At 63.7% G+C, this 22,856-nt stretch carries 17 protein-coding genes; 9 read left to right on the top strand and 8 right to left on the bottom strand.

What is annotated here, in order from left to right:
• Positions 1–16 precede the first annotated feature (16 nt).
• Entirely contained in the window at positions 17–1,732 is a 1,716-nt protein-coding gene (locus EEB11_RS04935) for a glycosyltransferase family 2 protein (protein ID WP_167852657.1), read from the bottom strand.
• A gap of 173 nt (positions 1,733–1,905) precedes the next feature.
• On the bottom strand, positions 1,906–4,428 hold the full coding sequence (locus EEB11_RS04930) for a calcium-binding protein (RefSeq protein ID WP_167852656.1): 2,523 nt from the start codon (positions 4,426–4,428) through the stop codon (positions 1,906–1,908).
• Between the two features lie 276 nt (positions 4,429–4,704).
• Here EEB11_RS04930 and EEB11_RS04925 point away from each other — a divergent pair, with 276 nt between their 5' ends.
• Together EEB11_RS04925 and EEB11_RS04920 are read left to right on the top strand one after the other, a co-directional pair.
• Positions 4,705–5,928 (top strand): pre-peptidase C-terminal domain-containing protein, encoded by a 1,224-nt coding sequence (locus EEB11_RS04925; RefSeq protein WP_135429322.1) that lies wholly within the window; start codon positions 4,705–4,707, stop codon positions 5,926–5,928.
• Between the two features lie 24 nt (positions 5,929–5,952).
• Positions 5,953–6,837 carry a calcium-binding protein gene (locus EEB11_RS04920; protein ID WP_210134377.1) on the top strand — a complete coding sequence of 295 codons (885 nt, stop codon included), beginning with the start codon at positions 5,953–5,955 and terminating at the stop codon, positions 6,835–6,837.
• Positions 6,838–6,864: 27 nt separating this feature from the next.
• Here the strand turns inward: EEB11_RS04920 and EEB11_RS04915 are convergent, their stop codons facing one another.
• Both EEB11_RS04915 and EEB11_RS04910 read right to left on the bottom strand, forming a co-directional pair.
• Positions 6,865–7,518 (bottom strand): ABC transporter ATP-binding protein, encoded by a 654-nt coding sequence (locus EEB11_RS04915; RefSeq protein ID WP_135429320.1) that lies wholly within the window; start codon positions 7,516–7,518, stop codon positions 6,865–6,867.
• A 22-nt stretch (positions 7,519–7,540) separates the two neighbouring features.
• Positions 7,541–8,674, bottom strand: coding sequence for a KpsE/RkpR family capsule polysaccharide export protein (locus tag EEB11_RS04910; protein ID WP_167852655.1), 1,134 nt, complete (start codon positions 8,672–8,674; stop codon positions 7,541–7,543).
• 230 nt (positions 8,675–8,904) lie between these two features.
• On the opposite strand from EEB11_RS04910, the gene EEB11_RS04905 reads away from it, so the two are divergent.
• Positions 8,905–9,741 carry an ABC transporter permease gene (locus tag EEB11_RS04905; protein WP_245298775.1) on the top strand — a complete coding sequence of 279 codons (837 nt, stop codon included), beginning with the start codon at positions 8,905–8,907 and terminating at the stop codon, positions 9,739–9,741.
• 14 nt (positions 9,742–9,755) lie between these two features.
• Here the strand turns inward: EEB11_RS04905 and galE are convergent, their stop codons facing one another.
• Complete coding sequence (gene galE / locus EEB11_RS04900) at positions 9,756–10,739, bottom strand: UDP-glucose 4-epimerase GalE (protein ID WP_135429685.1); 984 nt, start codon at positions 10,737–10,739, stop codon at positions 9,756–9,758.
• Between the two features lie 179 nt (positions 10,740–10,918).
• Here galE and EEB11_RS04895 point away from each other — a divergent pair, with 179 nt between their 5' ends.
• From EEB11_RS04895 to EEB11_RS04885, 3 genes are all read left to right on the top strand, one after another.
• Positions 10,919–11,932 carry a glycosyltransferase gene (locus EEB11_RS04895; RefSeq protein ID WP_135429318.1) on the top strand — a complete coding sequence of 338 codons (1,014 nt, stop codon included), beginning with the start codon at positions 10,919–10,921 and terminating at the stop codon, positions 11,930–11,932.
• A gap of 97 nt (positions 11,933–12,029) precedes the next feature.
• Positions 12,030–13,550, top strand: coding sequence for a DUF2793 domain-containing protein (locus EEB11_RS04890; RefSeq protein WP_135429317.1), 1,521 nt, complete (start codon positions 12,030–12,032; stop codon positions 13,548–13,550).
• A 102-nt stretch (positions 13,551–13,652) separates the two neighbouring features.
• Complete coding sequence (locus tag EEB11_RS04885; RefSeq protein WP_135429316.1) at positions 13,653–14,666, top strand: hypothetical protein; 1,014 nt, start codon at positions 13,653–13,655, stop codon at positions 14,664–14,666.
• Between the two features lie 60 nt (positions 14,667–14,726).
• Here EEB11_RS04885 and EEB11_RS04880 read toward each other — a convergent pair whose 3' ends face one another.
• The gene (locus EEB11_RS04880) at positions 14,727–16,172 is read right to left on the bottom strand and encodes a mannose-1-phosphate guanylyltransferase/mannose-6-phosphate isomerase (RefSeq protein ID WP_135429315.1); all 1,446 of its coding nucleotides are present in this window, start codon (positions 16,170–16,172) and stop codon (positions 14,727–14,729) included.
• Positions 16,173–16,509: 337 nt separating this feature from the next.
• On the opposite strand from EEB11_RS04880, the gene EEB11_RS04875 reads away from it, so the two are divergent.
• Positions 16,510–17,088 (top strand): hypothetical protein, encoded by a 579-nt coding sequence (locus tag EEB11_RS04875; RefSeq protein WP_135429314.1) that lies wholly within the window; start codon positions 16,510–16,512, stop codon positions 17,086–17,088.
• A 4-nt stretch (positions 17,089–17,092) separates the two neighbouring features.
• Here EEB11_RS04875 and EEB11_RS04870 read toward each other — a convergent pair whose 3' ends face one another.
• Together EEB11_RS04870 and EEB11_RS04865 are read right to left on the bottom strand one after the other, a co-directional pair.
• The gene (locus EEB11_RS04870; protein ID WP_135429313.1) at positions 17,093–17,950 is read right to left on the bottom strand and encodes an O-fucosyltransferase family protein; all 858 of its coding nucleotides are present in this window, start codon (positions 17,948–17,950) and stop codon (positions 17,093–17,095) included.
• 36 nt (positions 17,951–17,986) lie between these two features.
• On the bottom strand, positions 17,987–18,961 hold the full coding sequence (locus EEB11_RS04865; protein ID WP_135429312.1) for a GDP-L-fucose synthase family protein: 975 nt from the start codon (positions 18,959–18,961) through the stop codon (positions 17,987–17,989).
• 235 nt (positions 18,962–19,196) lie between these two features.
• Between EEB11_RS04865 and EEB11_RS04860 the strand changes: the two genes are divergently transcribed.
• Entirely contained in the window at positions 19,197–19,652 is a 456-nt protein-coding gene (locus EEB11_RS04860; protein WP_135429311.1) for a hypothetical protein, read from the top strand.
• Positions 19,653–19,694: 42 nt separating this feature from the next.
• The gene (locus EEB11_RS04855; RefSeq protein ID WP_135429310.1) at positions 19,695–22,589 is read left to right on the top strand and encodes a glycosyltransferase family protein; all 2,895 of its coding nucleotides are present in this window, start codon (positions 19,695–19,697) and stop codon (positions 22,587–22,589) included.
• The last annotated feature ends 267 nt before the right edge of the window (positions 22,590–22,856 follow it).

Raw genomic sequence — 22,856 nt, 5'->3', positions numbered from 1 at the left:
GGTCAGGGTGATGCAATCACCCGGCGGGGGGCAAGCGGAAGATTTGCTGCAGCACCGGCAGAGTATCGGCGTCGATGGTGCCCGGCGCGCCGATCCAGCCACGCGCTTTCCCGATCCGCCAGATGCGCAGCCGCGTCAGGGCAAGGCGCAGGCGGTGCAGCGTGCCGCGCGGCTGGTTTTGCGCCAGCCAGAGGGTGGCGTGGCGCAGGAACAGACGCCGCGCACCCCCCGGTGGCAAAAGCGGGGCAACGGCTGCGCACCAGCGGTCAAGCGCGTTGAGGGTTGTGGGCAGGGTTGTGGGCAGGCGCGGCGGTGTGATGGGCCGGGGCGCGGCGACCGCAATTTGCGCGCAGGCAACCGGGGCCTGCGCCGCGCACAGCCGCAGGGCCTGTTCCGCAAGGCGCAGCTGCGGGACGGGACTGACGGGCTGGCAGGCAAAGGCGGCTTTGACCAGAAGGGCATGCCGGTCCGGGGTCAGGTCAAGCGCCGTGTCGGGCGACAGGATGCGGGGCTGCGACAGCGGGTTGGCATGGGGCTGCGGCGTCGAAGGCTGCGTGATCAGAACCGCCGCCAGATCGCTATGCAGCAGCTGCCCGGCGATGTCGGCAAGGGCGGTAGGGTCGACCTGCCCAAACCCGGGCAGGTCGATCACCAGCCCGTGCGGACCGATGGGGTGATCGGTAGCGGAAAGCTGGAAGAACGGGGCCAATGGTGTAGTAGGATCGGGCAGAAGATCAGGGGTGATGTCCTCCCCATCTGCCGCATCATGGCGGATCGTCACCGGGGGATGGCCTGACAGGCTGCAGGCTTGCAGCGCATCGAGGTGCCGGTCCCATGTCCATTCGGGGGCAAGCCGATGGCGGGCAAGGAACCCGGCTGCGGCCTGCCGGAACCGCGCGGCGCGCTGGGGGGAGCGGATCACCTCCAGTCGTTCGCAGAACAGCCGGGTGGCAAGGCGGGCCAGCCCGGTGTCTGCGCCGGATTTGTCAGCGCCGTGGAAAATGGCAGCAGAGGTTTCCAGCACCGGAATCTGGTCAAACACGCGGTCGCTGTCGGCGCGGGTGATCTGCCCGTCGCGGTCAAGCGTGTAGAGGTACAGCGGATCAGAGAGATGGTGCAGCACCCTGCTTTTTGCGGCGAGGCGGTGAAAGAAGGTATGATCCTCATACCAGGTGCCCTCGTCGAAGCGCAGATCGCCGATGAAGGCACGCCGGTAAAGCTTGTTCCATGCAGAGGGAAAATGGCAGATCACCTGCGCCCAATCGTCCAGCGCAAAGGGCACAGCCTGCGCGCTGGTGCGTGGCTCTGGTTGGCCGTGGATGGCGGAATGCGGATGCCGGACGCCATCGGGCGTGCAGAAGGCCAGGCCGCAGGCCACCCAGTCAGCGCCGGTGCTGTGCAAGGTGTCGTGCAGGCGCTGCAGGAAGGTGGGGGCAAAGCGGTCGTCCCCGTCCAGAAAGGCGATGACCGGGGCGCGGGCAAGATCAAGCCCTGCGTTGCGCGCGCCGGACAGGCCCCGGTTTTCCTGATGGATCAGCCGGAACCGCCCGTCGCCGCCGATGGCGGCCAGCGCCTGCTGGCGGGTGTCGTCGGCAGAGCCGTCGTCGATCACCAGCGCCTCGAAACCGGGAAAGGTCTGGCAGCGGAGCGAGGCAATCGCGGCACCGATATAGGGGCCCACGTTGTAGGCCGGCACGATGACGCTGATCCGGGGGGGGTCTTGCAGGCTCACGGGCGGTTGCCGTCGCGAAGAGAGGGCAATGCGAAGCCGCAAGGGCGACGTGGCGCGGGCAGGTGTGTCATGCGTGCAGCCAACACAAAATCGCGCCGGAGTTCCATCAAAAACATGCGCACGCCGAAATGGGGGGCAGCGCTGCCCGGGCAGGGTCGGTTGCGACGGCGGGGTCAGATCACCGTGATATGGTCTGCCAGTGCCTGCAGATCATACACCCCAAGCAGGTGGATGATCGTGTCGGACACGCCGAAATCCAGCACAATGCCATCGGCGGTCACACGTCCATACTGCTGTGCGATGTGGTCGCCCGAAGGGAAAGTGCCGCGAAACATCCATTGCGTCAGCTGGATCTGGTCACCTTCGGCCAGGCTGAAATCATGGACAAAGGTGTCGTTGTAATAGCGGTAGAACAGGAAGGTATCTGCGCCCTCATTGCCCCAGACATGATCGGTGCCCGCCCCGGCGGCGATCAGGTCATCGCCCGGCCCCCCGGAGATCACATCATTGCCCGGACCGCCCCAGATGGTGTCATTGCCGGCCCCGCCGTGGATGGTGTCATGATTCGAGGCGCCGAACAGATCGTCATCGCCGTCATAGCCAAAGATCAGGTCATTGCCGGGGCCACCGCCGATGGTGTCAGAGTGGTCGCCGCCGAAAATCGTGTCATTTCCCGACCCGCCCCAGATGGTGTTCTGGCCGTTGCCGCCATCCAGCAGGTCATGCCCGGCCCCACCGCCGATCAGGTCATCGCCGTCGCGGGCGCGGATCACGTCATTGCCGAGCCCGCCCCAAAGTTCGTTGTTGCCCCCGGCGGCGAAGATGAAGTCGTCGCCTGCCAGACCGAAGACGGTATCGTTGCCGAAGCCGGTATAGATCAGATCATTGCCCGCGCCGCCGTTCAGCGAATCGGCGCCTGAGGCCCCGATCAAGGTGTCATCGCCAGAGGTGCCGGTTTGGGTCAGGGGGGTTGTGGACAGGTTTTGCCAGCCGGGATCGGTGGCCCAGTCCGGCAGACGGGTGATTTCGGTCGGCCCGGTGGCGGGGTCAATGGTGCTGCTGCCGATGAGACGGGTGGCGGGCAGGGGTGTGGGGGGAGGGATGCTGGCGTCGCCCCCAGTGTCGCCCGGTTCATCCGGGTCAGCGGGGCTGAGGGCCCCGTCGCCTTCCCCGTGGGCCGAGCCGCCGTCGGAACTGGCGGTCAGGGTGGCCACCGGAATGCGCGCCGGTCCGAGCCCGGCAGGAAACACCTCGGCCAGGGTCAGCGGGTGGCTGTCTGAGGCGTGAACCGTGACCGTCCGGCAATTGAATGACAGGGTGATGCCATCGCTGCGCAGTGTGATGGTCAGCTGCCCCGTATCGCGCAGCATGGGCCATCCGGTCAGGTCAAGCGTGTCGGCACCCCGTTGGAAATCGGTGATCGTGGTCAGGGTTGCTGTTTCTCGCAGCACGAAGGCATCGCGGCCTGCGCCCCCCGTCAGGCGGGTGCCGGAGGTGTCGGCGATCAGCACATCATCACCGCTGCCGCCTGACAAGACCTGATCTGGCGCGCCGCTGGTAATGATGTCTGCCCCGCCGGTGCCGGTCAGCGTTGCCCCAATGCCCGCCCCGGTGATCACGGCACCGATGGCCCCAAGTGGCCATTCCAGCACCGCCAGCCCGGTTTCCGTCTCGCCCCCGACAACGATGAACAGCCGCTCGCCGCTGTGGATGATCTTGACCGCTGTGACATTCGCCAGCCCGCCCGCAAGGCTGTTTTCCAGCGTTGCGAGGGTTTGCAGCGTGCCGTCCGGCAGCAACCTGAACAGCGTGACGCCATCATCCCCGCCGCCGGTGGCGACAAAGACCTGTCCGTTGACCGTAACCGTGTCCACTGCGCTTACTGCGGCAAAGCGGGTGTCGCGGGAATCGAGCAGGTGATCGGTGATGGTCAACTGCCCCTGATCCGACACGCGGATGACGGTGAGGCTGGAGGTGCCTGCGGCTGCCGCGATCACGAAGGTCTGGCCTGCCAGGGTGACGACATCCAGATCGGACAGGGCCGCCACGGCCAGCCCGTCGCTGGCGGCAAGCGATGCGGTGGGGGTCAGGCTGTTGGTGGCCGTGTCATGACGCAGGGCCGTCAGGCTGTTGCGCGCGGCATCGATCGCCAGCAGCAGTGGCTGGCCGGGACCGGTGATCTGCACCAGACCGTGGGTGCCGGTGGGAATGGCCCCGGTGACCGACAGTTCGGTCATCACGGCGGTGCCGGGATCATAGACCGCGATGCGACCGCTGTCGGGTGCCAGAACATAAAGCGGGGCGGCGCTGTCCGGCTGGTCTGCAATCACCATGCGCCCGGTGAACCCGTCGGGGAGGGTCAGCGCCAAGGGGCGCCCGATGCCCCCCGACAGGTTGGCGACCCACCCGACAAGTTCGCCGCCTGTGGCAAGGCCAAGCAGAATGGCAGTCGATGTGCCGAGATGGGCGACCGTCATGTCGGTTTCCGCCAGAAGCCCGTGCCCGGTCGTCATCGTTTTGATCGTTACAGGGGTCAGGTGGCCGTCTGTCCCGATGCCATAGGTGGACAGGCCACCGTTGGCCCCGGAATAGGCAAACAGTCGCAGCCCCTCTGGTCCGTCGACGACGGAAAGTTCGGTGATCCCAAGATCAACCGACGCGTTCCCGCTTGAAAAGCGGTCCACCATGCGCAGCATGCGCCACCCCCGACCCGTAACACCCGTCGGGCAGCGTCCACTTGCGGCGCGCAGCATGCATGGCGCAAATCCGGCCAAATCCGGGCGGTTGCACTGCAATTTTGGAAAGCTTGATGAAGTTGCCGGTGGGTTTTTGACACGTCCGGCGGGCATGACCGTCCCCGTCCTGCAAGCCAGCCTGAAATGACGCGGCCCGATTGGCCTCGTTAGGACATTGGCCACCTTTGCAGTCTACTTGGCTTTTTGCAGGGGGCATGACAACGGGCCGGATATCTGATGGCGAAAGACAGCTTTCTGGGGCCGGTCCTGCGGGATGCCGGCATGGCCATCCGCCGCGCTGCGGTGGAACTTGGGGATGTTCCCGGATCGGCGGCAACACCGGCGCGAATTGCGGTGGGCGACACATTCACCGGCAGTCTGACCGCGGGCGACAGGGATTGGGTCGCGGTCGAGCTGAGCGCCGGGCAAACCTATGTCTTTACGGCCTACGGCACCGGCGGGGGCGCGGGGCTGAGCGACCCGCACCTTGCGCTGCGTGATGGCAGCGGTACTTGGGTCGCGTTCAACGATGATGTGGGGGCTGACAACACCACGTCGATGGTGCGGTTCACACCATCGGTCAGCGGCACTTATTTTCTGGATGTCGGCGGGTCCGGCGGGGCGCAAGGGCAGTACACGCTGCGCACGGCAACGGATGTGTTCACCATTGAACAGATCGCCAGCCAACTGACAGATTCCGGCTGGGGTGCTGCCAGATCGGCACTGACGCTTGAAGGGGTCAGGACTGGCCTGCCGGTCACCGTCAACCTGACCGCCCTGACCGCGCAGGGGCAGGATGTCGCGCGGATGGCGCTGGACACATGGTCTGCCACCACAGGAGTGGTCTTTGTCGAGACCGGCTCGGCGAGGGCGACGATTCTGTTCGACGATCATGATCCGGATTATGGCGACGGTCGTTACGCCTTTGCCGGACCAAACGCGATCTATCCTGACGGAACCTACGGAAGCGCCACGGTGACGGTCAGCACTGGCTGGCTTGACGCCTACGGGACCACCTTTGGCAGCTATGGCTATCAGACCTATCTGCATGAAATCGGCCATGCGCTGGGTCTGGGCCATGGCGGCTTTTACAACGGCAGCGCCAGCTATGGGGTCGACAATCACTATCGCAACGACAGCACGCAGATGACGATCATGTCGTATTTTGATGTTGCTGCGAACGGCTTTGTCGAGGCGACCCCTTTTCAGCCGATCACGCCAATGGTGGCGGATCTTGCGGCCCTTGCCTACCTTTACCCGGCCTTGCCGGCCGTGTTTGCCGGCGACACGGTCTGGGGCGCGCATTCCACCCTTCCGGGGCGGCTTGGCACCGCGATGGCGGTGATGTTTGACGGTCTGGCCCGGCCATGGTGGATGGACCCAGCCGAGACGTTCGGCTTTACCATCGTCGATGACGGCGGCTGGGACCGGATGGATTTCAGCGCGACCAATGCCACGTAACTGATCGACATGCGGCAGGGCGGGGTGTCGGATGTGTACGGCGCGCGGGGCACCGTTCTGGTCGCGTTGGGCACGGTGATCGAAGAGGCCCATGGCGGGCAGGGAGCTGACACCATCCACGGCAATGACGCCGATAACCTGATCCGGGGCCACGAGGGCGCGGATTTCATCATCGGGAATGCCGGACATGACACCATCTTTGGCGGCGCGGGCGATGACATCATCTGGGCGTCGCGCGGGAATGACTATGTGGATGCGGGGCCGGGAAACGATGAGGTCTGGGGCGGCCCCGGCAATGACACGCTGAGCGGCGGCGACGGGAATGACACCATGGGCGGGGCGGGTGGCAATGACCAGCTTTTTGGGGACGCTGGCGATGATACGCTGTGGGGCGGGGCGGGACGCGACCTTTTGTATGGTGGCAGCGGCGCGGATGAACTGGCCGGTGGAGCCGGGAATGACACGATTTATGGCGGTGACGGCCATGATACTGTCTTTGGGGCCATGGCCGATGATCTGATTTTTGGCGAGGCGGGCGATGATCTGATCTGGGCTGGTCAGGGCAATGACACGGTTTATGGTGGCGACGGCAATGACACCATTGCCCCGGGGGGCGGCGACGATGTGGTGACCGGGGGCACCGGTGCCGATGTGTTCGTGTTCTACACCAACAACGGTACGACGCGGATCACCGACTTTCTGGCCAGCGACGGTGACCTGCTGCACCTGTCTGTCTGGCTGTGGCAGGGGCAGTTCGGCGTGCTGACGGCACAACAGGTTGAGATGACGTTTGGCCGGCTGGACGGCGATGGATTTGTGGTGCTGAACTTTGAGACCGCAAACACGATGATTTCCCTGGTTGGCGTGGTCGATCTGGGTGGGCTGGACCAGTCCATCGTCATCATCTGATGTGCGGCGCGGGCCCGTGCCTGCAGGTCACTTCATCAGCGCGGCATGGGCGGCGAGGGCGGCTTTGACATCGTCGAAATAGCTGAGCTTGCCATTGTCCAGCAGGATGGCCGCATCGCAGAACTTGAGGATATCCGAGGTGTTGTGGCTGACCAGCACAGCGCTGGAGGTTTTCATGCGTTCGGCAAAGACCGCTGCACTTTTCTCGCGGAAGCGGGCATCGCCCACGGCCGTAACCTCGTCCACCAGATAGGTATCAAAAGCGATGCCCATCGAGACGCCAAAGGCAAGGCGCGAATACATGCCCGAGGAATAGGTGCTCATCGGCATGTGGAAGTGTTTGCCAAGCTCGGCAAAGTCTTCGACAAAGCTGGTCAGCGTTTCGGTATCGACACCGTAGACGCGGGCAAGGAACTTGGTGTTTTGCGCCCCGGTCAGATCGCGGTGAAAGCTGCCCGCAAACCCAACCGGCCAGGACACGCTGCCTTGCACCAGCACACGGCCAGTCGTCGGTGGCATCGTGCCCGCGATGATTTTGAGCAATGTCGACTTGCCCGCCCCGTTGCGGCCCAGCAGCGCCAGCGATTTGCCGGTCGGCAGCACAAGGTTCAGGTCGTCCAGCACCTGATGCCATTCTCCCTTGACCCAGAAGCCTTTTGACAGGCTTTCAAATACCATCATCGCCGTTGATCAGACTGCAACATCAGCCTCTGTCCCGCAGGCTGTAATAGATCAGCGCGGCGGTGGCCCATGCCATCAGCAGGAAGCCCAGAATCATCGACAGCAGGATGAACCGGCGCGGAAATTCGGCATCCTGTGCCTTGGTGGGCGGAATGTAGGCGGCCAAATACAACGACTGGCGATTTGCATTCGAAATCGCCGCCTGCCGGGCTGCAAGCGCGGCAGTGTAATTGCGCTGCGCAAATTCAACATCAACACTAAGCCCTTCGAATTGCGCAATCATTTCTGGATAGGAGCTGTCTGACGCGACGCCGGTGCTGGTGCCAAAGAAGTTGCGTTCCTGATCAATCCGGTCACGGATCACGGTGATCCGGCGGTCAAGCTGTGCGCGGCGCGGATCGTCCACGCGGGTGGACGGGTCCAGCAGGTCAAGCTCGACCAGCGCCTGCGCAAGCTGCTGTTGCAGGTTGGACACCACGCCAAGCCGTCCCTGAATGTCGGCAATCGGATCGACGATCCGGGTTTCGGCGCGGAACACCGTCAACGCGCCGCGCGCCACGCGCAGGCCTTCGACCGCATCCGCCAGTTCCCGGTCCGCATTGACCAGCGCATCGCGCCGGGCGGTGTCGTTCAGCTGGTTGATCATGGTCTGGCTTTCCTCAAGGATGACCATTGCAATCTTTTGCGCAGTATCCGGGTCAAGCGCCTGCACCGTCAGGTCGATCAGACCCGAGGAGGAATCGTAGGACAGGCGCAGCACCCGCTTCCAGAAGCGGAAAAGTTCTTCCGTCGTGGCATCGGGCCAGATCGAATAGACCGGGTCAGAGGGCCAGCCCTGCGCATAATGCCCGCGCAGATCGACACGGGCATCGACCTTTTCCATCATGGTCTGGCTTTGCATGAATTCGTGCAACACCCCGGCATTCACGCCTTGCGATCCCCCGGTCAGAAAAGACAACCCGCCCAAGATGGCGCTGGCGCTGTTGCCGTCTTCTTGTCGGATCGTGAACCCGGCACGCGAGGCATATTGATCATTGGCCAGCGCGAACAGATACATCGCGCTGAGCACGACCGGCAGGATGACCATGGCCAGGAAGGACAGCATCAGCCCGTAGTGCCGCCGTTTCAACGTGGCGGGGCCGGCGACAGACCGCATCTGAACGCCTGGTGCAGGCGCCGCGGGGGTGGGTTTGGGCACTGCGGGGGCCGGGGGAACAACAGCCATTGGTCTTGGCGGCGGCGCCGGGACCGTGGTTCGAAGCGCATCGCCGGATGCGTCTTGCGGTTTTGCCGGTTCGGTCAAGGCGGGCCGTCCTGAATAATTTGCACTCGTTACACGTATCCAGCATATCTGAAGGCGGTTTCATCAGACAAGGATCATTTACCTTGGCAGAGGTCAGCACAGCGCAGCGGGCAGAGCCACCATTTTTGCCCATGGATCGCCCAAGGCCAAGGCGGTCCTGGGCCACATTCCGCACCGTATCGGCCCTGATGCTGCGAGAGATGTCGACCCGCTATGGCCGGTCCCCCGGCGGGTATTCCTGGGCTTTGCTGGAGCCGGTGGGGGCCATCATCGTGATGGCGGTAGGATTCGGGCTGATGTTCAGCGGGCCGCCCTTGGGGTCGGACTTTCTGCTGTTCTATGCCACCGGCTACATGCCGTTTTCGCTGTATCAGTCGGTCGCCAACACCACTGCCCGCTCGCTGTCGTTTTCCAGGCCCCTGTTGATGTATCCGGCGGTGACCTGGATGGATGCGCTGTTGGCGCGGTTCATCCTGAACGCGCTGACCGGGGTTCTGGTGACCATCATCATCTTCTGGGGGATTCTGGCGGTTTCGGATACCACGACAATCCTGGACCTGCCCACTATTGCCCTGGCGATGGGGCTGTCGGCGCTGCTGGGTCTGGGGTTGGGGACGATGAATTGCTACCTTGGGGCCCGGATCGAGGTCTGGGATATCGCCTGGTCGATCCTGAGCCGTCCGTTGTTCATCGTGTCGGGGGTGTTCTTCATTTATGAAGGTGTGCCTGCGGCAGCGCAGGAGGTGCTGTATTATCTGCCATGGATGCACATTTCGGGTCTGACGCGGGCGGGGTTTTACCCGACTTACCGGCCGGAATATGTGTCAGTCCTGTACGTGCTGCTGTGGTCGCTGCTGCCGCTTTGCTTCGGGCTGTTGCTGTTGCGGCGCTATCACAAGGACTTGCTGAACCGGAACTGAATTGGCCTGACGCATCAAGATGTGTAGCCCGGCTTGCGGGACCAGTGCCAGGCATCGCGGATCATCTGATCCATCGTCGAATGGGTGCGGGTCCAGCCCAGATCAGTTTCGGCGCGGTCGCTGCCCGAGACCAGAATGGCGGCATCTCCGGGCCGGCGCGGGCCTTCGGTGATGGGCACGCTCTGGTTGGTGACCCGACCGGCCTGGCGGATGACATCACGCACCGAAAATCCCGTGCCGCTGCCAAGGTTGAACGCCCGCGACCCCTTGCCGGCCAGCAACCACTGCAGGCCAAGCACATGAGCATTGGCCAGATCGGTCACGTGCAGATAATCGCGGATGCAGGTGCCATCAGCGGTCGGATAATCTGTGCCATGCAGTACCAGTTTGTCCCGCCGACCAGCGATGGCGTCCAGCATCAGGGGAATCAGATGGGTTTCGGGCCTGTGTTGTTCGCCAAGCTCGCCGTCGGGGTCGGCACCTGCGACGTTGAAATAGCGGAAGATCACGTGGTGCAGGCCGAATGCAGCGTCGAAATTCGCCAGCACATCTTCGATGGCGCGTTTTGATGCACCGTAGGCGTTGATCGGACGCTGCTCGGTGCCCTCGTGCAGCACCACGCCGTCCTGATCGCCATAGGTGGCGCAGGTCGAGGAAAAGATGAACTTGAGGCAGCCTGCCGCAACCGCCGCCTCGGCCAGGTTGAGCGCGCCGCCCAGATTGACGCGCCAGTAATGGGCCGGATTGGACATGCTTTCGCCCACCAGCGACAGCGCTGCAAAATGCAGCACCGCGACTGGTTTATATTGCGCAAAGGCGGCATCAAGGGCGACGCGATCCAGCAGATCGCCCTCGACCAGCGGGCCGTATCTGACCGCCTCACGCCAGCCTGTCGTCAGATTGTCAAAGGTGACCGGGATGAACCCCGCCGCGGCCAGCGCCTTGCACGCATGCGAGCCGACATAGCCCGCGCCCCCTGTCACCAGAACATGATCCAATAGACAGTCTCCCTGATGTGCAGCTTTGGTGGTGGCATGTGGCACCTGTTCCGACAACCCCCGAATCATGCCTCACGTTCCGCGCCGAAAGGCCAAATGGGCTTGAGCCTGATTTGCCGCTGGCCCATACCGCATCAGGTGCCGGCTGTTGGCCGGATAAGGGGATCGGGCGACCCGGGATGCAGGAACATGTCAACATCGTGGCCCTGGTGGTGACCTTTAACCGTCTGGCGCAGTTGCAACGCACGGTCGCCGCTTTGCTGGCCTGCCCGGACGACTTGCTGCACGCGGTCGTCGTAGTGGACAATTGCAGCACTGACGGCACGGCAGGCTGGCTGGCGGCGCAGACCGACCGCCGTTTGCGGGTGGAGCGGTTGCCGGAAAACCGGGGGGGTGCAGGCGGTTTTGCCCATGGCATTGAAATCGTGCGCGCCGAAGATGATCCAGACTGGATTGTGGTGATGGATGATGACGCGCGGCCGCAGCCGGGTGCGTTGCAGCAGTTTCACAGCATGCTGCAGCGGGGCACCTTTGCCGGTGTCGAAGGGGTGGCCGCCGCCGTGCGCCATCCGGACGGGCAGATCTGCCGGATGAACCGGCCCACGGTGAACCCGTTCTGGCACCTGCCGGTGTTCTTGCGCACCTTACTTGGCGGGGGCAGGGCGGCGTTTCATCTGGACGACGCCGCGTTTAGCGCCGCGAAGATCGTGCCGATTGACGGGGCCTCGTTCGTGGGGCTGTTCCTGTCGCGGCAGGCGCTGGCGCGGGCTGGGGGGCCAGACGCGCGCCTGTTTCTCTATGCCGAGGATGCGATCTATACGATGACGCTGACCCGGCGGGGCGGCAGGCTGGTGTTTGCGCCGCAGATCCGGTTCGAGCATGACACCAGTTCGCTGTCGCCGGGTGGCATGGTGATGCCGGTGTGGAAGGTGTATTATTACCACCGCAACCGGCTGTTTCTGTACCGGCTGGCCGCCGGGCCTGCGTTCTGGCTGCTGTTGCCATTGTGGCTTTTTGGCTGGCCACGGCTGGCGCGGCACTATGCCCCCGCCGACCGGCCGGCCTTTCGCCGGCTGATCTGGCGGGCGTTCCGCGACGCTGTTCTGCGTGACACGTCACTGGATCATGCGGCAGTGATGCGGCTTGCCACCGGGGAAGATGGACCCCGGCCAATGACACGCGATATTGGTTAACCAAACCCTAGCGGTCCCGTCGCAGCGGTAAAACGGCGTCAGCCAATTTGCGACTACGGTACGGTCTTGCACAGACCTTACCCAGGAGCCCGCAGAGATGCCGGACACAACGCCCAATCTTGCCATGCCCTATATCCTTCCGGCACAGGCGCAAAAGCATGTCACGCACAATGAGGCGCTGCAGATCATAGATGCCGCCGCCCAGCTGTGTGTCGAGGCAATGAACCAGAACACACCGCCCGAAACCGCGCAGAACGGTCAGGTCTGGGCCATTGGCACCGCACCGACCGGGGTCTGGACCGGGCGGGCGGGGCAACTGGCGGTCCATGCCGGGAATGGCTGGCTGTTTGTGCCGGTGCAGGAAGGGTGGCGGGCATGGGACCGGGCCAGTGCCACCTTGCAAGTGCGTCAGAACGGGGTCTGGGCACCTTTGCCGATGGACCAGTTGCCGGGGCTGGGGATCGGCACCGCCTTTGATGCGGTCAACCGGCTGGCAGTGGCGTCGCAGGCCTCGCTGTTCAGTCATGACGGATCGGGCCACCAGCTCAAGATCAACAAGGCGGCCCCGGTCGACACGGCGAGCCTGCTGTTCCAGACCGGCTGGTCGGGCCGGGCCGAGATGGGGCTGGCGGGAAATGACGCCTTTGCCATCAAGGTCAGCGCCGATGGCGCGGTCTGGTCCGAGGCGCTGAATACCGTGCCAGCGACCGGGCAACTGCGTTTTCCCGCCGGTGCGCTGTTGCCGGGGGGCACGGCAGGCGACCCTGCGCTGGGGTTTGACGGCGACAGCGGCACCGGGCTGTTCCGCCCCGCTGCCCATCAGATCGGGTTGTGCACCGGGGGCGCGGCGCGGGCGGTGGTCACCGACACGGCGCTGCAACTATTGGTGCCGGTGACCGGGACTGCGGTGACCCAAAGCGCCAGTGATGCGACACCCGGGCGCTTGCTGAAGGTGGGGGATTTCGGCATCGGGGCCAGCCTGCTGTTGGCGGACTTCAGCCAGGATATTGCGCCGGGGATTTACACCTATCAGGAAGCAACAGCGGTCGGCGCGCCGGGCAGCGGGGCCGCTTTTTCCGGCAGCGCAATCGTCAGCAAGACCACTGGCGGCGGCTGCGTGATCATCGCGGCGCGGCTGGCCGCTGGGGCAGATATCCGGGTCTGGCATGGCCACCGCACCGCTGCCACCGGGCCCGTGCTGTGGACTGAACTGCTGCATCAGGGCCGGGTGGTCGGCACGGTTGCGCAGACGGCGGGTTTGACCACGGGCGCGATCATCGAGCGTGGCAGCAACGCAAACGGGAATTACATACGCTTTGCCGACGGAACGCAGATCTGCTGGCGCGATCTCGTGGCCCCGGCGCTGGCAGTGACAACAGCGCGGGGTGCGCTGTTCACCAACACCACCCTGACCGCGCCCAACTTTCCGCTGGCCTTTGTGGCGGCCCCGTCCGTGACGCTGCGGGGGGGCTTTGCGGCCTCTGCCGATGGTTGGCTGACGATGAACGGCAGCCCCACAACCACCGCGCTGACCAACGGTGCGTTGCGGGTCTATGCGGCGCTGGCACTGACCGAAGAGTTCCGCTGGGGCTATACCGCCATTGGCCGCTGGATCTGACCCAGCAGGGGGGGACAGGAAGCCGGGGCCGGCAGTTGATTTTTGCTGTCGGTCCCGGCACAGTCGCCGCAGAGTTGTGCACACACGAGTCAAGGAACCGCGATGCCAAGCCCCACCGATCCGGACCTGTGCCCCCTGCTGGTGGTGGCCCCCGATGACCCTTTGGCACCGCAGATCGGCAGACAACTCGCGGAGCTGTTTCCGGGGCAGGCTTTGGCCCGCTTTGCGGATCTGCAGGCGGCGGTCGGCACCGGGGGCGAGGCTGCCATCATCCTTCCCGTGACGCATCCGGCCGAGGCAATTGCCCGGCACCTTGCAGCGACCGGCAGTGTTGATCATGCGCTTGCCGTCTGGAAGGCAGAGGCAGGGCCCATGCTGGGCACCGCCCGCCGGGTGCGCCGCAGGTTGCGTCTGGTGGACGCGCGCGCGTTGGCGCGTGGTGAGGCGCAGGCGCTGTCACAACTGGCCCCGGCGGGCAGAACCGCTGTGGCGGCAGACACGCCGCCGCCCCCGGATGCCGTACTGCTCGTGATCGCCGAGGCGGCCTTGATGCGCGACCCTGACGCGCTGCGTCTGGCCGATGAAATCGCGGCCCTGCGTCGCGGCGATGAAGGCGGCGGGATCTCTGCCGAGGACTGTCAGGCGGCGCTGGACGCCTATCGACAGGCGAACGCGGCACAGCAGACCGCCGCCCTACTGCAAGTTGAGGGGGCTGCACTGGAAGCAAGGGCCGTCCTGCTGGAAACCGAGGTGGGCCTGCTGCGCGAGAGTCTGGCCCTGCAGATTGCCGACCGGCGCACGGCAGATGAGTCGCGCGACACGCTGGCGGACCTGTCGATCCGCAAGCCCGCTGGCACGCTTGATACCATCGCCGATCTGACCCTGCAGACCGCCAAGGTGCAGGCGTTGCAACACCAGCTTGACCGGGCGTCAGAGCAGGCAGCCCGGCGTGAGGCGGTTCTGGCCGCGATCTTGCTGAAGGATCAGCAAGACCTGCTGGCCGGTGCCGCGACCCAAGCGCGAGCCGAGGGGCTGGAGCAGGAACTGCACAGCGTTTACGCGTCGAAATCCTGGCGCGTGACAGGCCCTATGCGCGCCCTGCGCGCAAAGGCTTAGGGCAGGGGGCAGCGACCGGGGGGCGTGGCGGCTTTGCGCGCCGCCGGTTTCCCTGCAGCGTCAGCCTTTTGGGCCCTGACCGCGTGAATAAACATCCTCATAGCGAATGATGTCATCCTCGCCCAGATAGCTGCCGGTCTGGACTTCGATCAGCACCATCGGCAGTTTGCCGGGGTTTTCCATGCGGTGCACCGCGCCCAGCGGAATGTAGACTGACTGGTTTTCGGTCAGCAATCTGACCTCGCCGTCCACCGTTACGCGGGCGGTGCCCTGCACCACGATCCAGTGCTCGGACCTGTGGTGATGCGATTGCAGGCTCAGCGCTGCCCCGGGGTTGACCACGATCCGCTTGACCTGGAACCGCGAGCCAATGACCAGACTTTCGAACATGCCCCAGGGGCGGTGGTCGGTGGGGAAGGTGGTGGCCTGCGTGGCTCCGCGCGCCTTGAGGATGGCGACCGCCTCTTTCACCCGCTGGCTTTGCGACTTGTGCGCGACCAGAACCGCATCGGTGGTGGCGATGGCGATGATGTCCGAGAGGCCGATGCCGACCAGTTCGATCCGCGGCGATTCCGACCGCAACAGCGTATCTTCGCAGTCAATTGCCGTGGCGTTGGCCGAGGAAACGTTGCCCGAGGCATCTGGCCCGGACTCTTGCCAGACCGCATCCCAGCCGCCCAGATCCGACCAGCCAGCGGAAAACGGCATGACCGCCAGATTGGCCGCCTTTTCCATGATGGCATAGTCGATAGAGATGTCGGGCACACCTTCCCAGGCCGCAGGATCAAGCCGGGTAAAGGCCAGATCGGGCCGGGCGTTTTCCACCGCCGCCTGAACCGGGCCAAGCACCTGCGGGGCATGAGCCTGAAATGCCTTGATCAGCGTGGCGGCGGTAAACAGGAAAATGCCTGCGTTCCACAGGAAATTGCCAGCGTTCAACATGTTGGTGGCGGTTGCCGCATCCGGCTTTTCGACAAAGCGCGCCAGAGATTGCGGGATTGCGGCCTGCGCGTCAGCCCCGGCGGCCAGCTCCAGATAGCCATAGCCGGTTTCGGCCCGGGTGGGTGTGATGCCGAAGGTGATGATATCACCCGCGAGCGCCCGCGCGGTGGCGGCCTGCACTGCCGCGCGGAAGGCCGCATCATCTGGCACCACATGATCGGATGGGGCCACCAGCATCAGGGCATCCGGATCAAGGGCCTGCAGATGCAGGGCGGCGGCCAGAACAGCGGGGGCGGTGTTGCGCCCCGCAGGCTCGATCAAGATGGCCTGCGGGGCGGTCTCGATCCCGGCCAGCTGTTCAACCACGATGAAGCGGAAATCATTGCCGGTGATCACAACGGGGGCCGTAAACCCATCCCCCCGCAACCGCCGTGCGGCACCCTGAAACAGGCTCTCGGTGCCGGTCAGCTTTGAGAACTGCTTGGGAAAGGACTGCCGCGACAAAGGCCACAGCCGCGTGCCCGAGCCGCCGCACAGAAGAACCGGATGAATGCTGGGTGTCATGGTCGCGACGCTACCTCTTACTGATACAAATGGCTCGGCTGGCCAAAATCATCGTCCCGGTTCTGTCTTGTGATGCCGGGCGTGCGATGCATGGCACCAAGGCTCCCTGTCGCAGCGACCAGTCCCGCAAGACCCATCCGGTCCAGCCGTTTCTGCATAACTTCTTGCCCGATCCCATTTGCATGTCAATGAAAGCAAACATGAAAGATCTGTAGCCCCGTCACGCATCGGTTTTTGCGGCAAGTGTGACGGTGACAGGGCCGCTGGTGCAGGGCCGTTGAAACTGGCATGCTGATTCCACTGGTTTGACTGTTTTTCCTGATCAGGAGTGTTTCTTGTGCCCCATCCTTGTGTCGAAAACGCCGCCATCACGCTGCACCAGCTGCGGCAGGCCACCCTTGCCACCGCGGCGACAGAATGCGTTCCCCTCACCGACAACGTCTATTTTTCCTGGGACAGCGCGCAGGCCGACGTTTCGGTCACGGTGCACTCCGCCCCCGGCCAGCTGTTGACGGCAGAGATTGCGCTGCAAGGCACCCCGCGCTGGTTTGCGCTGAACATCGGTTTGGGCACCGGGGCCTTTGCCGCCGGGGACAGCTTTGGTCTGGTGATCGACGCACAAAGCAGCGTGCCGTTTGCGTGCCAACCCTTTGTGAGGTCCAGCAAGGAGGGCGAGGGGTTTGACACCACCCTTGCGGACGAAATTGCGTTGTCCCCTGCAGGGCGGGCTTGCGTGGTGCTGCACAGCCTTGCGGCCAGCGACCCTTTGGTCTGGACTGGCGGGTTTCACACGCTGATCCTTCCCTTGCCCAAGCAAAACCTCCGGTTTGATCTGCGCGACTTGCGGCTGGTTCACCTTGGCGCTGAAGATGTGGCGATGCCTGGGCAAAGAACCCTCACATCGGTGGCGTGCTGACGCGTCAGAAATCGATGCCACTGCGTTCCACCCGGTGGAAGGGGCGCGACAACCGCTGCGCCACATCGGAAAATGAGCTCCAGTGGCTGGCCAGCAGCAGGGGTGCTGTTGTCAGCAGCATCAGGTCGGCCAGCGCATACTGCAGCTGCCGCGCCGAGCGGTCATAGCTGTCGCGCGGAAGAAAGCGCAGCCTGGTGCCGAACCTGTCAGACAGCGCGGAATAGGTGGCGGCCAGATCGGCGGCGACAAAGGCATGCCTGGCCCCCTGATCGAACGCGCGGCTCAGCCTGTCAACAAAACGGGACACATCGCTTTTCTGGCGCCATTCGGTCAGCTCGCGATGCCGTTCGGCGGGCCAGTTGGCCGAGGATTCAAAGGACAGATGCTCGAAATCCGGACCGGTGGCCATGCGGATATGCGCGGCCACATCCGATGGGTGCGGCACAGATTGCACCAGATCCCAGACCGGTTGCGATGGCACCAGACGGCGTAGAAAAAGCTGCTCTTGCGCCATGCTGGTCAGATGGCTGGTCAGGGAATAGGCGGACCGGATGTAGACATCACCCCCCGGATCGGTGCCCCCCAATACCGCCGCGCCATACGCCGATCCCGGCTCGATCTCCATGTAATTATAGACCCGCGTGGCACGAGCGCGGAAACGGTCGGCACTGTCATCTTCGATGACGGGGCCGGGGTAGTCGAGCAGGTCCGCCAGCCGCGCCTGACAATGATGATCGGGGCGCCAGACCACAACCAGCTGGCGGCCTGTCGCCCTGGCGATCACGGCGGCAGAGGCCATGGCGCGCAACCGGTTGCACAACCCATGCTGGGCATCAATGAACAGATGCGAGAGTGCCGCCATCAAGCGTGCCCCGGCGCGGGGCGCGCCGCAAAAGGGTCAGGACGCGCGCAGCGCATCAGGGCCGGTTGCCAGAAACCAGTCATAGGTGCTTTGGATGCCGTCGCGCAGGCCTATCCGTGCCTGCCATCCCATGCGGGCCAGCCGGGTGACATCCATCAGCTTTTGCATCGTGCCATCGGGTTTTGACGGATCGGTCACGATCTGCCCGTCAAAGCCCGTGACGGCAGCGACGGTGCGCGCCAGATCAAGGATGGTGATATCCCTTCCGGTGCCCACGTTGATGTGGCTGAGCATGGGCTGGGTGTTGGCGTCATAGACATCCTTGGGCAGATCCAGCACAAACAGGCTGGCCTCGGCCATGTCATCGACATGCAGGAATTCGCGTCTTGGCTGACCGGAGCCCCAGATTGTTACCACCTTTTCACCGGCCCGGGCGGCGGTGTGAAACCGTCGGATCAGCGCGGGCAGCACATGGCTGTTCTGCGGGTGGAAATTGTCGCCGGGGCCATACAGATTGGTCGGCATCACCGACCGATAATCGGTGCCGTGCTGGCGGTTGTAGCTTTCGCACAGTTTGATCCCGGCAATTTTGGCGATGGCATAGGGTTCATTCGTTGGCTCCAGCACACCGGTCAGCAGGGCATCTTCCGGCATTGGCTGGGCGACCGCGCGGGGATAAATGCAGGACGAGCCAAGCTGCAACAGACGCCCGACCCCTGCGGCATGGGCCTGATGGATCACATTGCATTCGATCATCAGATTTTTATAAATGAAATCCGCCGGAGAGCTGTTGTTGGCATGGATGCCACCCACCTTTGCCGCCGCCAAGATCACCACATCGGGCCGCGCGTCCTGCATAAAGGCCTGCACCTCTGCCTGATTGGTGAGGTCAAGCTCGGCATGGGTGCGGGTCAGGAGCGTCAGGGCTTCGCCTGCCGCAACACGCGCCTGCAACAGCCGCAGGATGGCAGACCCGACCATGCCCCGATGTCCGGCGATATATATTTTCATCGGTCAGGCAATCCCAAACATGTCTTCGCCGGACGATAGAGACAACGCAGAGTTGTGGCAAGGTGATCAGCGCCGCGCGAGCGGTTTGAGCAGGTCTGAGGCAGGCTGCGGCCTTGCGCGCAGGGCTCTGCGTTTCAGGCGCTACGGGTTAATGACGGTTAACAGTCTGTTAATTAATTAACGATATCGCAAAGAGAGTTACCGCGCAGATCACCTCCAAAACGGGCCATCCCCCTTGCAGCAGATGTACCAGCTTTACCTTGAGTCGCTGCGCATGGATGCCAGCCTGCAGGATAAAATCATCGGCGATCTGGCACAGTTGCAGCGCAGCCCGCGTGTAGAACAGGATAGCACCCTGCGCCGTCAGTATGTGATCTTCGCCCGCCTGATCAACCTGCGCCTGCCGTTGCCAGAGGGTCTTCTGACCGCTCCGGTGCGGACCGAGGATCCGCTGGCCGACTGGCATTTGCCTGAGGCGCAAGGGGTGACAGAGGTGGAAGCCAGTCTGGCCAAAGACCCCTGCCAGCCGGATCTGTGGCTGACGGCGGCGCTGGGGCACCTGCGCGGTGGCAATGCGGCGCGCGCGCATCAGTTGCTGAGGCGGCTGGCGGCGTCCGGCTACCCCGAACGGGCAAAGGCGCAGGCCATTCTCGCCCGCAGCGTTGCCCATGCCTACCGGCGCGCCGCCTGAGCCGCCGATGGTTCCTCGTCAAGACCAGGAAATGAGTACCGTTTGATCACCCTTGTCACCACCATCGGCGATCTGCCCTCCGACCGGCGCGATCCGGTCGTGGCTGCGCTGCGGTCCAATCTGGCCTTGGCTGCGGTGGCGCAGATTGTGGTCCTGACCGAGGGCAATCCGGATTGGTTTGCCGCCGCCGCCGGGGGCGAGGCCGGGCGCATCCACATCGAAAACACCGTTGCGCGCCCCACATTTGCCGACCTGTTCTCTGCGGCCAACCGTTGTCTTGCACACGGCGCGCGGGTGGTGGCCGTTCTGAATGCCGATATCAGCCTTGCGGACAGCGGATCGGCGCTGCGGTTGACCGAAACACTGGAAGCGATGACAGGGGATGGCCCGCCGGTGGTGTTCGCGCTGGCCCGCCATGATATCGACGCCGGGGGGCCGGCGATCACGCTGTATGACAGCAACGGTCTTCCCAACACAATCTCGGCCGATGCCTGGGCGTTCTGCCAGCCGTTGAGATTGACGCGCGAGCTGTTCTATTCCCCCGGCCAGATGAATTGCGACATGCTGCTGACCCATGATCTGCTCGGGTCCGGCTTCAAGGTGTTCAACCCCTGTCTTGATGTCGTTCTGCAACACCATGAGCCGAGCAAGGATGATGCTTTTTATCGGGCAAAGAACAATGAAACGCAGGTGCAGGATCTTTGGGAGCGCCATGTCAGCCTGAATGCAGTGTCTCCGTGGAACTACTTTGGCAATCCTTGGGTCCGCACCGGCTGGTTGACTGCAGGCTATCGGCCCGCGCCTGCCAGCACCAGCGCAGGCAAGATCCTTGTTTGCGTGCCGTCGGGCACAGAACGGCAGCTTGAGGCTGTCCTTCCCGACCTGCATCACCTATCCGACCGGCACGGGCATGAGGTGGTCATCCTGTGTGACGCGGACCCCGGGCCGATCATTGCGGACAATCTGGCTTTGCTGGCAGAATTTCCGGCGGCGTCCGTCCAAAGACCTCTTCATGGGGTCATGGCCCTGCGTCGCGCGCTTCTGGCAGGTGATCAGCATGGCATGAAAAGCCTTGCCTTTACCGCCGCAATCGACCGCATCGACGCGGCCCTTCTGGCCGAGGTTGAGGGTGTGGTTCTGACCCTGGGGCTTCCAGGTCCGCGGCCTGCGCCTGTGGACTTTGGCTGCACGTTGATCACCTCCGTGTTCCGGGCCGAAGATTTCATGCGCGGATTTCTGGCCAATTGCAGCCGGCTTGACGGCTATGGCAGCCAGATCGAGCATGTCTTCCTGGTCTCGACCCTGAGCGCACACGAGGCCGATCTGCTGGACACACACCTGTCTTCCCAGCCTTCCACCACCCTGTTGTGGTATCGCAAAGACCCCGGGCTTTATGCCTGCTGGAACAGCGGCATCAGGGTGGCGCGGACGCCCTATGTGTCAAACGCCAATGTTGATGATCTGCGTGACCCCGCCCATGTGGCCACGCTGGTGGCCGATCTGGAAACCCGGCCCGAGGTGCTGGTGGCAGCCAGTGCCCTGAACCCGTTCACCACCTTCCCCGATGACGGAACCCTGCCTGACAACCGGGACGCATGGTATGCCGACCGGGCAGGGGCGTTCGGGTTTCATGATCTGGCCAGCCTGACGGATCAAACCCCGCCCGGCCTTGTGCCGGTCAACATGCCCCATTGCATGCCGGTCTGGCGCCGCGCGCTGCATGCCAGGTTCGGTTGGTTCGATGAAGGGCGCTATGGGACCTATGCCGATTGGGCGTTCTGGCTGAAGGTGATGCAGGGCGGCGGGTCTGGCTGGCTCAACCCGGCCCCACTCGGGTTCTATTTCGTCAATCCGACCTCGCACAACCGTCGCGGCACCGATCTGGACCGGCTGCACAAAGTGGTGGAAGAGGAGTATCTGCCCGCGTTTCTGGCAAGGCGCGGCGGGGTGCCGCCAATGCAGAATGCGCCGCTGCCAGATGCGCCGCGCAGGCTGTGTCTGGGGCAAAAGGGCCGTGACTATGGTCAGCATCGCAACAATTTCAACACGCTGGTCAACGCGCTGACCCCACTGGAAACCGAAGCTGGCGATGGCGTGCTGTTCATCCCCTTTCTGGAACGCCAGTTTGTCTGGGGCACGGAGACGGGCGAGGCACGGTCACCCGACGTCCGGCCCCTGACCCGGCCCTGGATTGGCATTCTGCATATCCCGTTTGACGCGCCGGACTGGTTCGAGCCTGCAACCCGGCCCGAGACATTTCTTTCTTCTACGCTGTTCCGGCAATCGCTGCCTGCCTGCCGGGGGATCGTGACCCTTGCGCAGGATCTGGAGGCGGATCTGAACCGGTTTCTGCCCGGCCTGCCCACGCTCGCGGTCAAGCACCCGACCGGCTATGACGCCACCCCGTTCGATCCGGTGGCCTATCGCGCTGCGCCCGCGGTGGTGCAGGTGGGCGACTGGCTGCGGCGGCTGCAGGCGATCCACCGGCTGCGGGCTCCCGGCCACCGGCGGATCATGCTGACAAAACACTGGACCCGCGCGTTTCTGGACCGCGAGATTGCGGTGTTTGGCGATCAGCGCGACCCGGGCGTCGAGATGGTGGAATTCATTCCCAACGACCGCTACGACGAGCTGCTGTCATCTTCGGTGGTGCTGTGCCTGCTCTATGGCACGGCGGCGAACAATGTGGTGATCGAATGCATCGCCCGCGCCACGCCCATCCTGATCAACCCGCTGCCTGCGGTGGTGGAATATCTGGGGGCAGATTATCCGCTGTATGTGACGGATGAAGCCGAGGCGGATCGGGCATTGTCGATCCCCGGCCTTGTGGAGGAGGGCCACCGCCATCTGGTGCAGCGTCAGGCACGGATTGACCTGAGCTATGAGGGGTTCTGTCGCGCGGTGGCGGGGTCTGATTTTTACATGAGGCTCCAATGACGCGGACCAAACCAAGTGTGCTGGTGCGGACGAGTTATACCCATGCGAGTATTGAACTTGCGCCTCGGAAATCGGCTTTGTTGGGGGCTGTCGAATCCGTACCGCTCCTCGCGTTGTATGAAGCAAAACGAAACCAGCTTGAGCGTAAGATCAGGGATTTCGATCTTATCTTTATATAAGAAAGTCATGACATCCAGACTCCTAATTACTTTAACCATCATATTATCTAGGCTCCAGACTCATTGATCGTCATAGCCAGAACATGAC

This window comes from Pseudotabrizicola sediminis, from assembly GCF_004745575.1.
GTDB classification, from domain to species: Bacteria; Pseudomonadota; Alphaproteobacteria; order Rhodobacterales; family Rhodobacteraceae; genus Pseudotabrizicola; species Pseudotabrizicola sediminis.
This window is presented reverse-complemented; position numbering and strand designations above follow the sequence as displayed.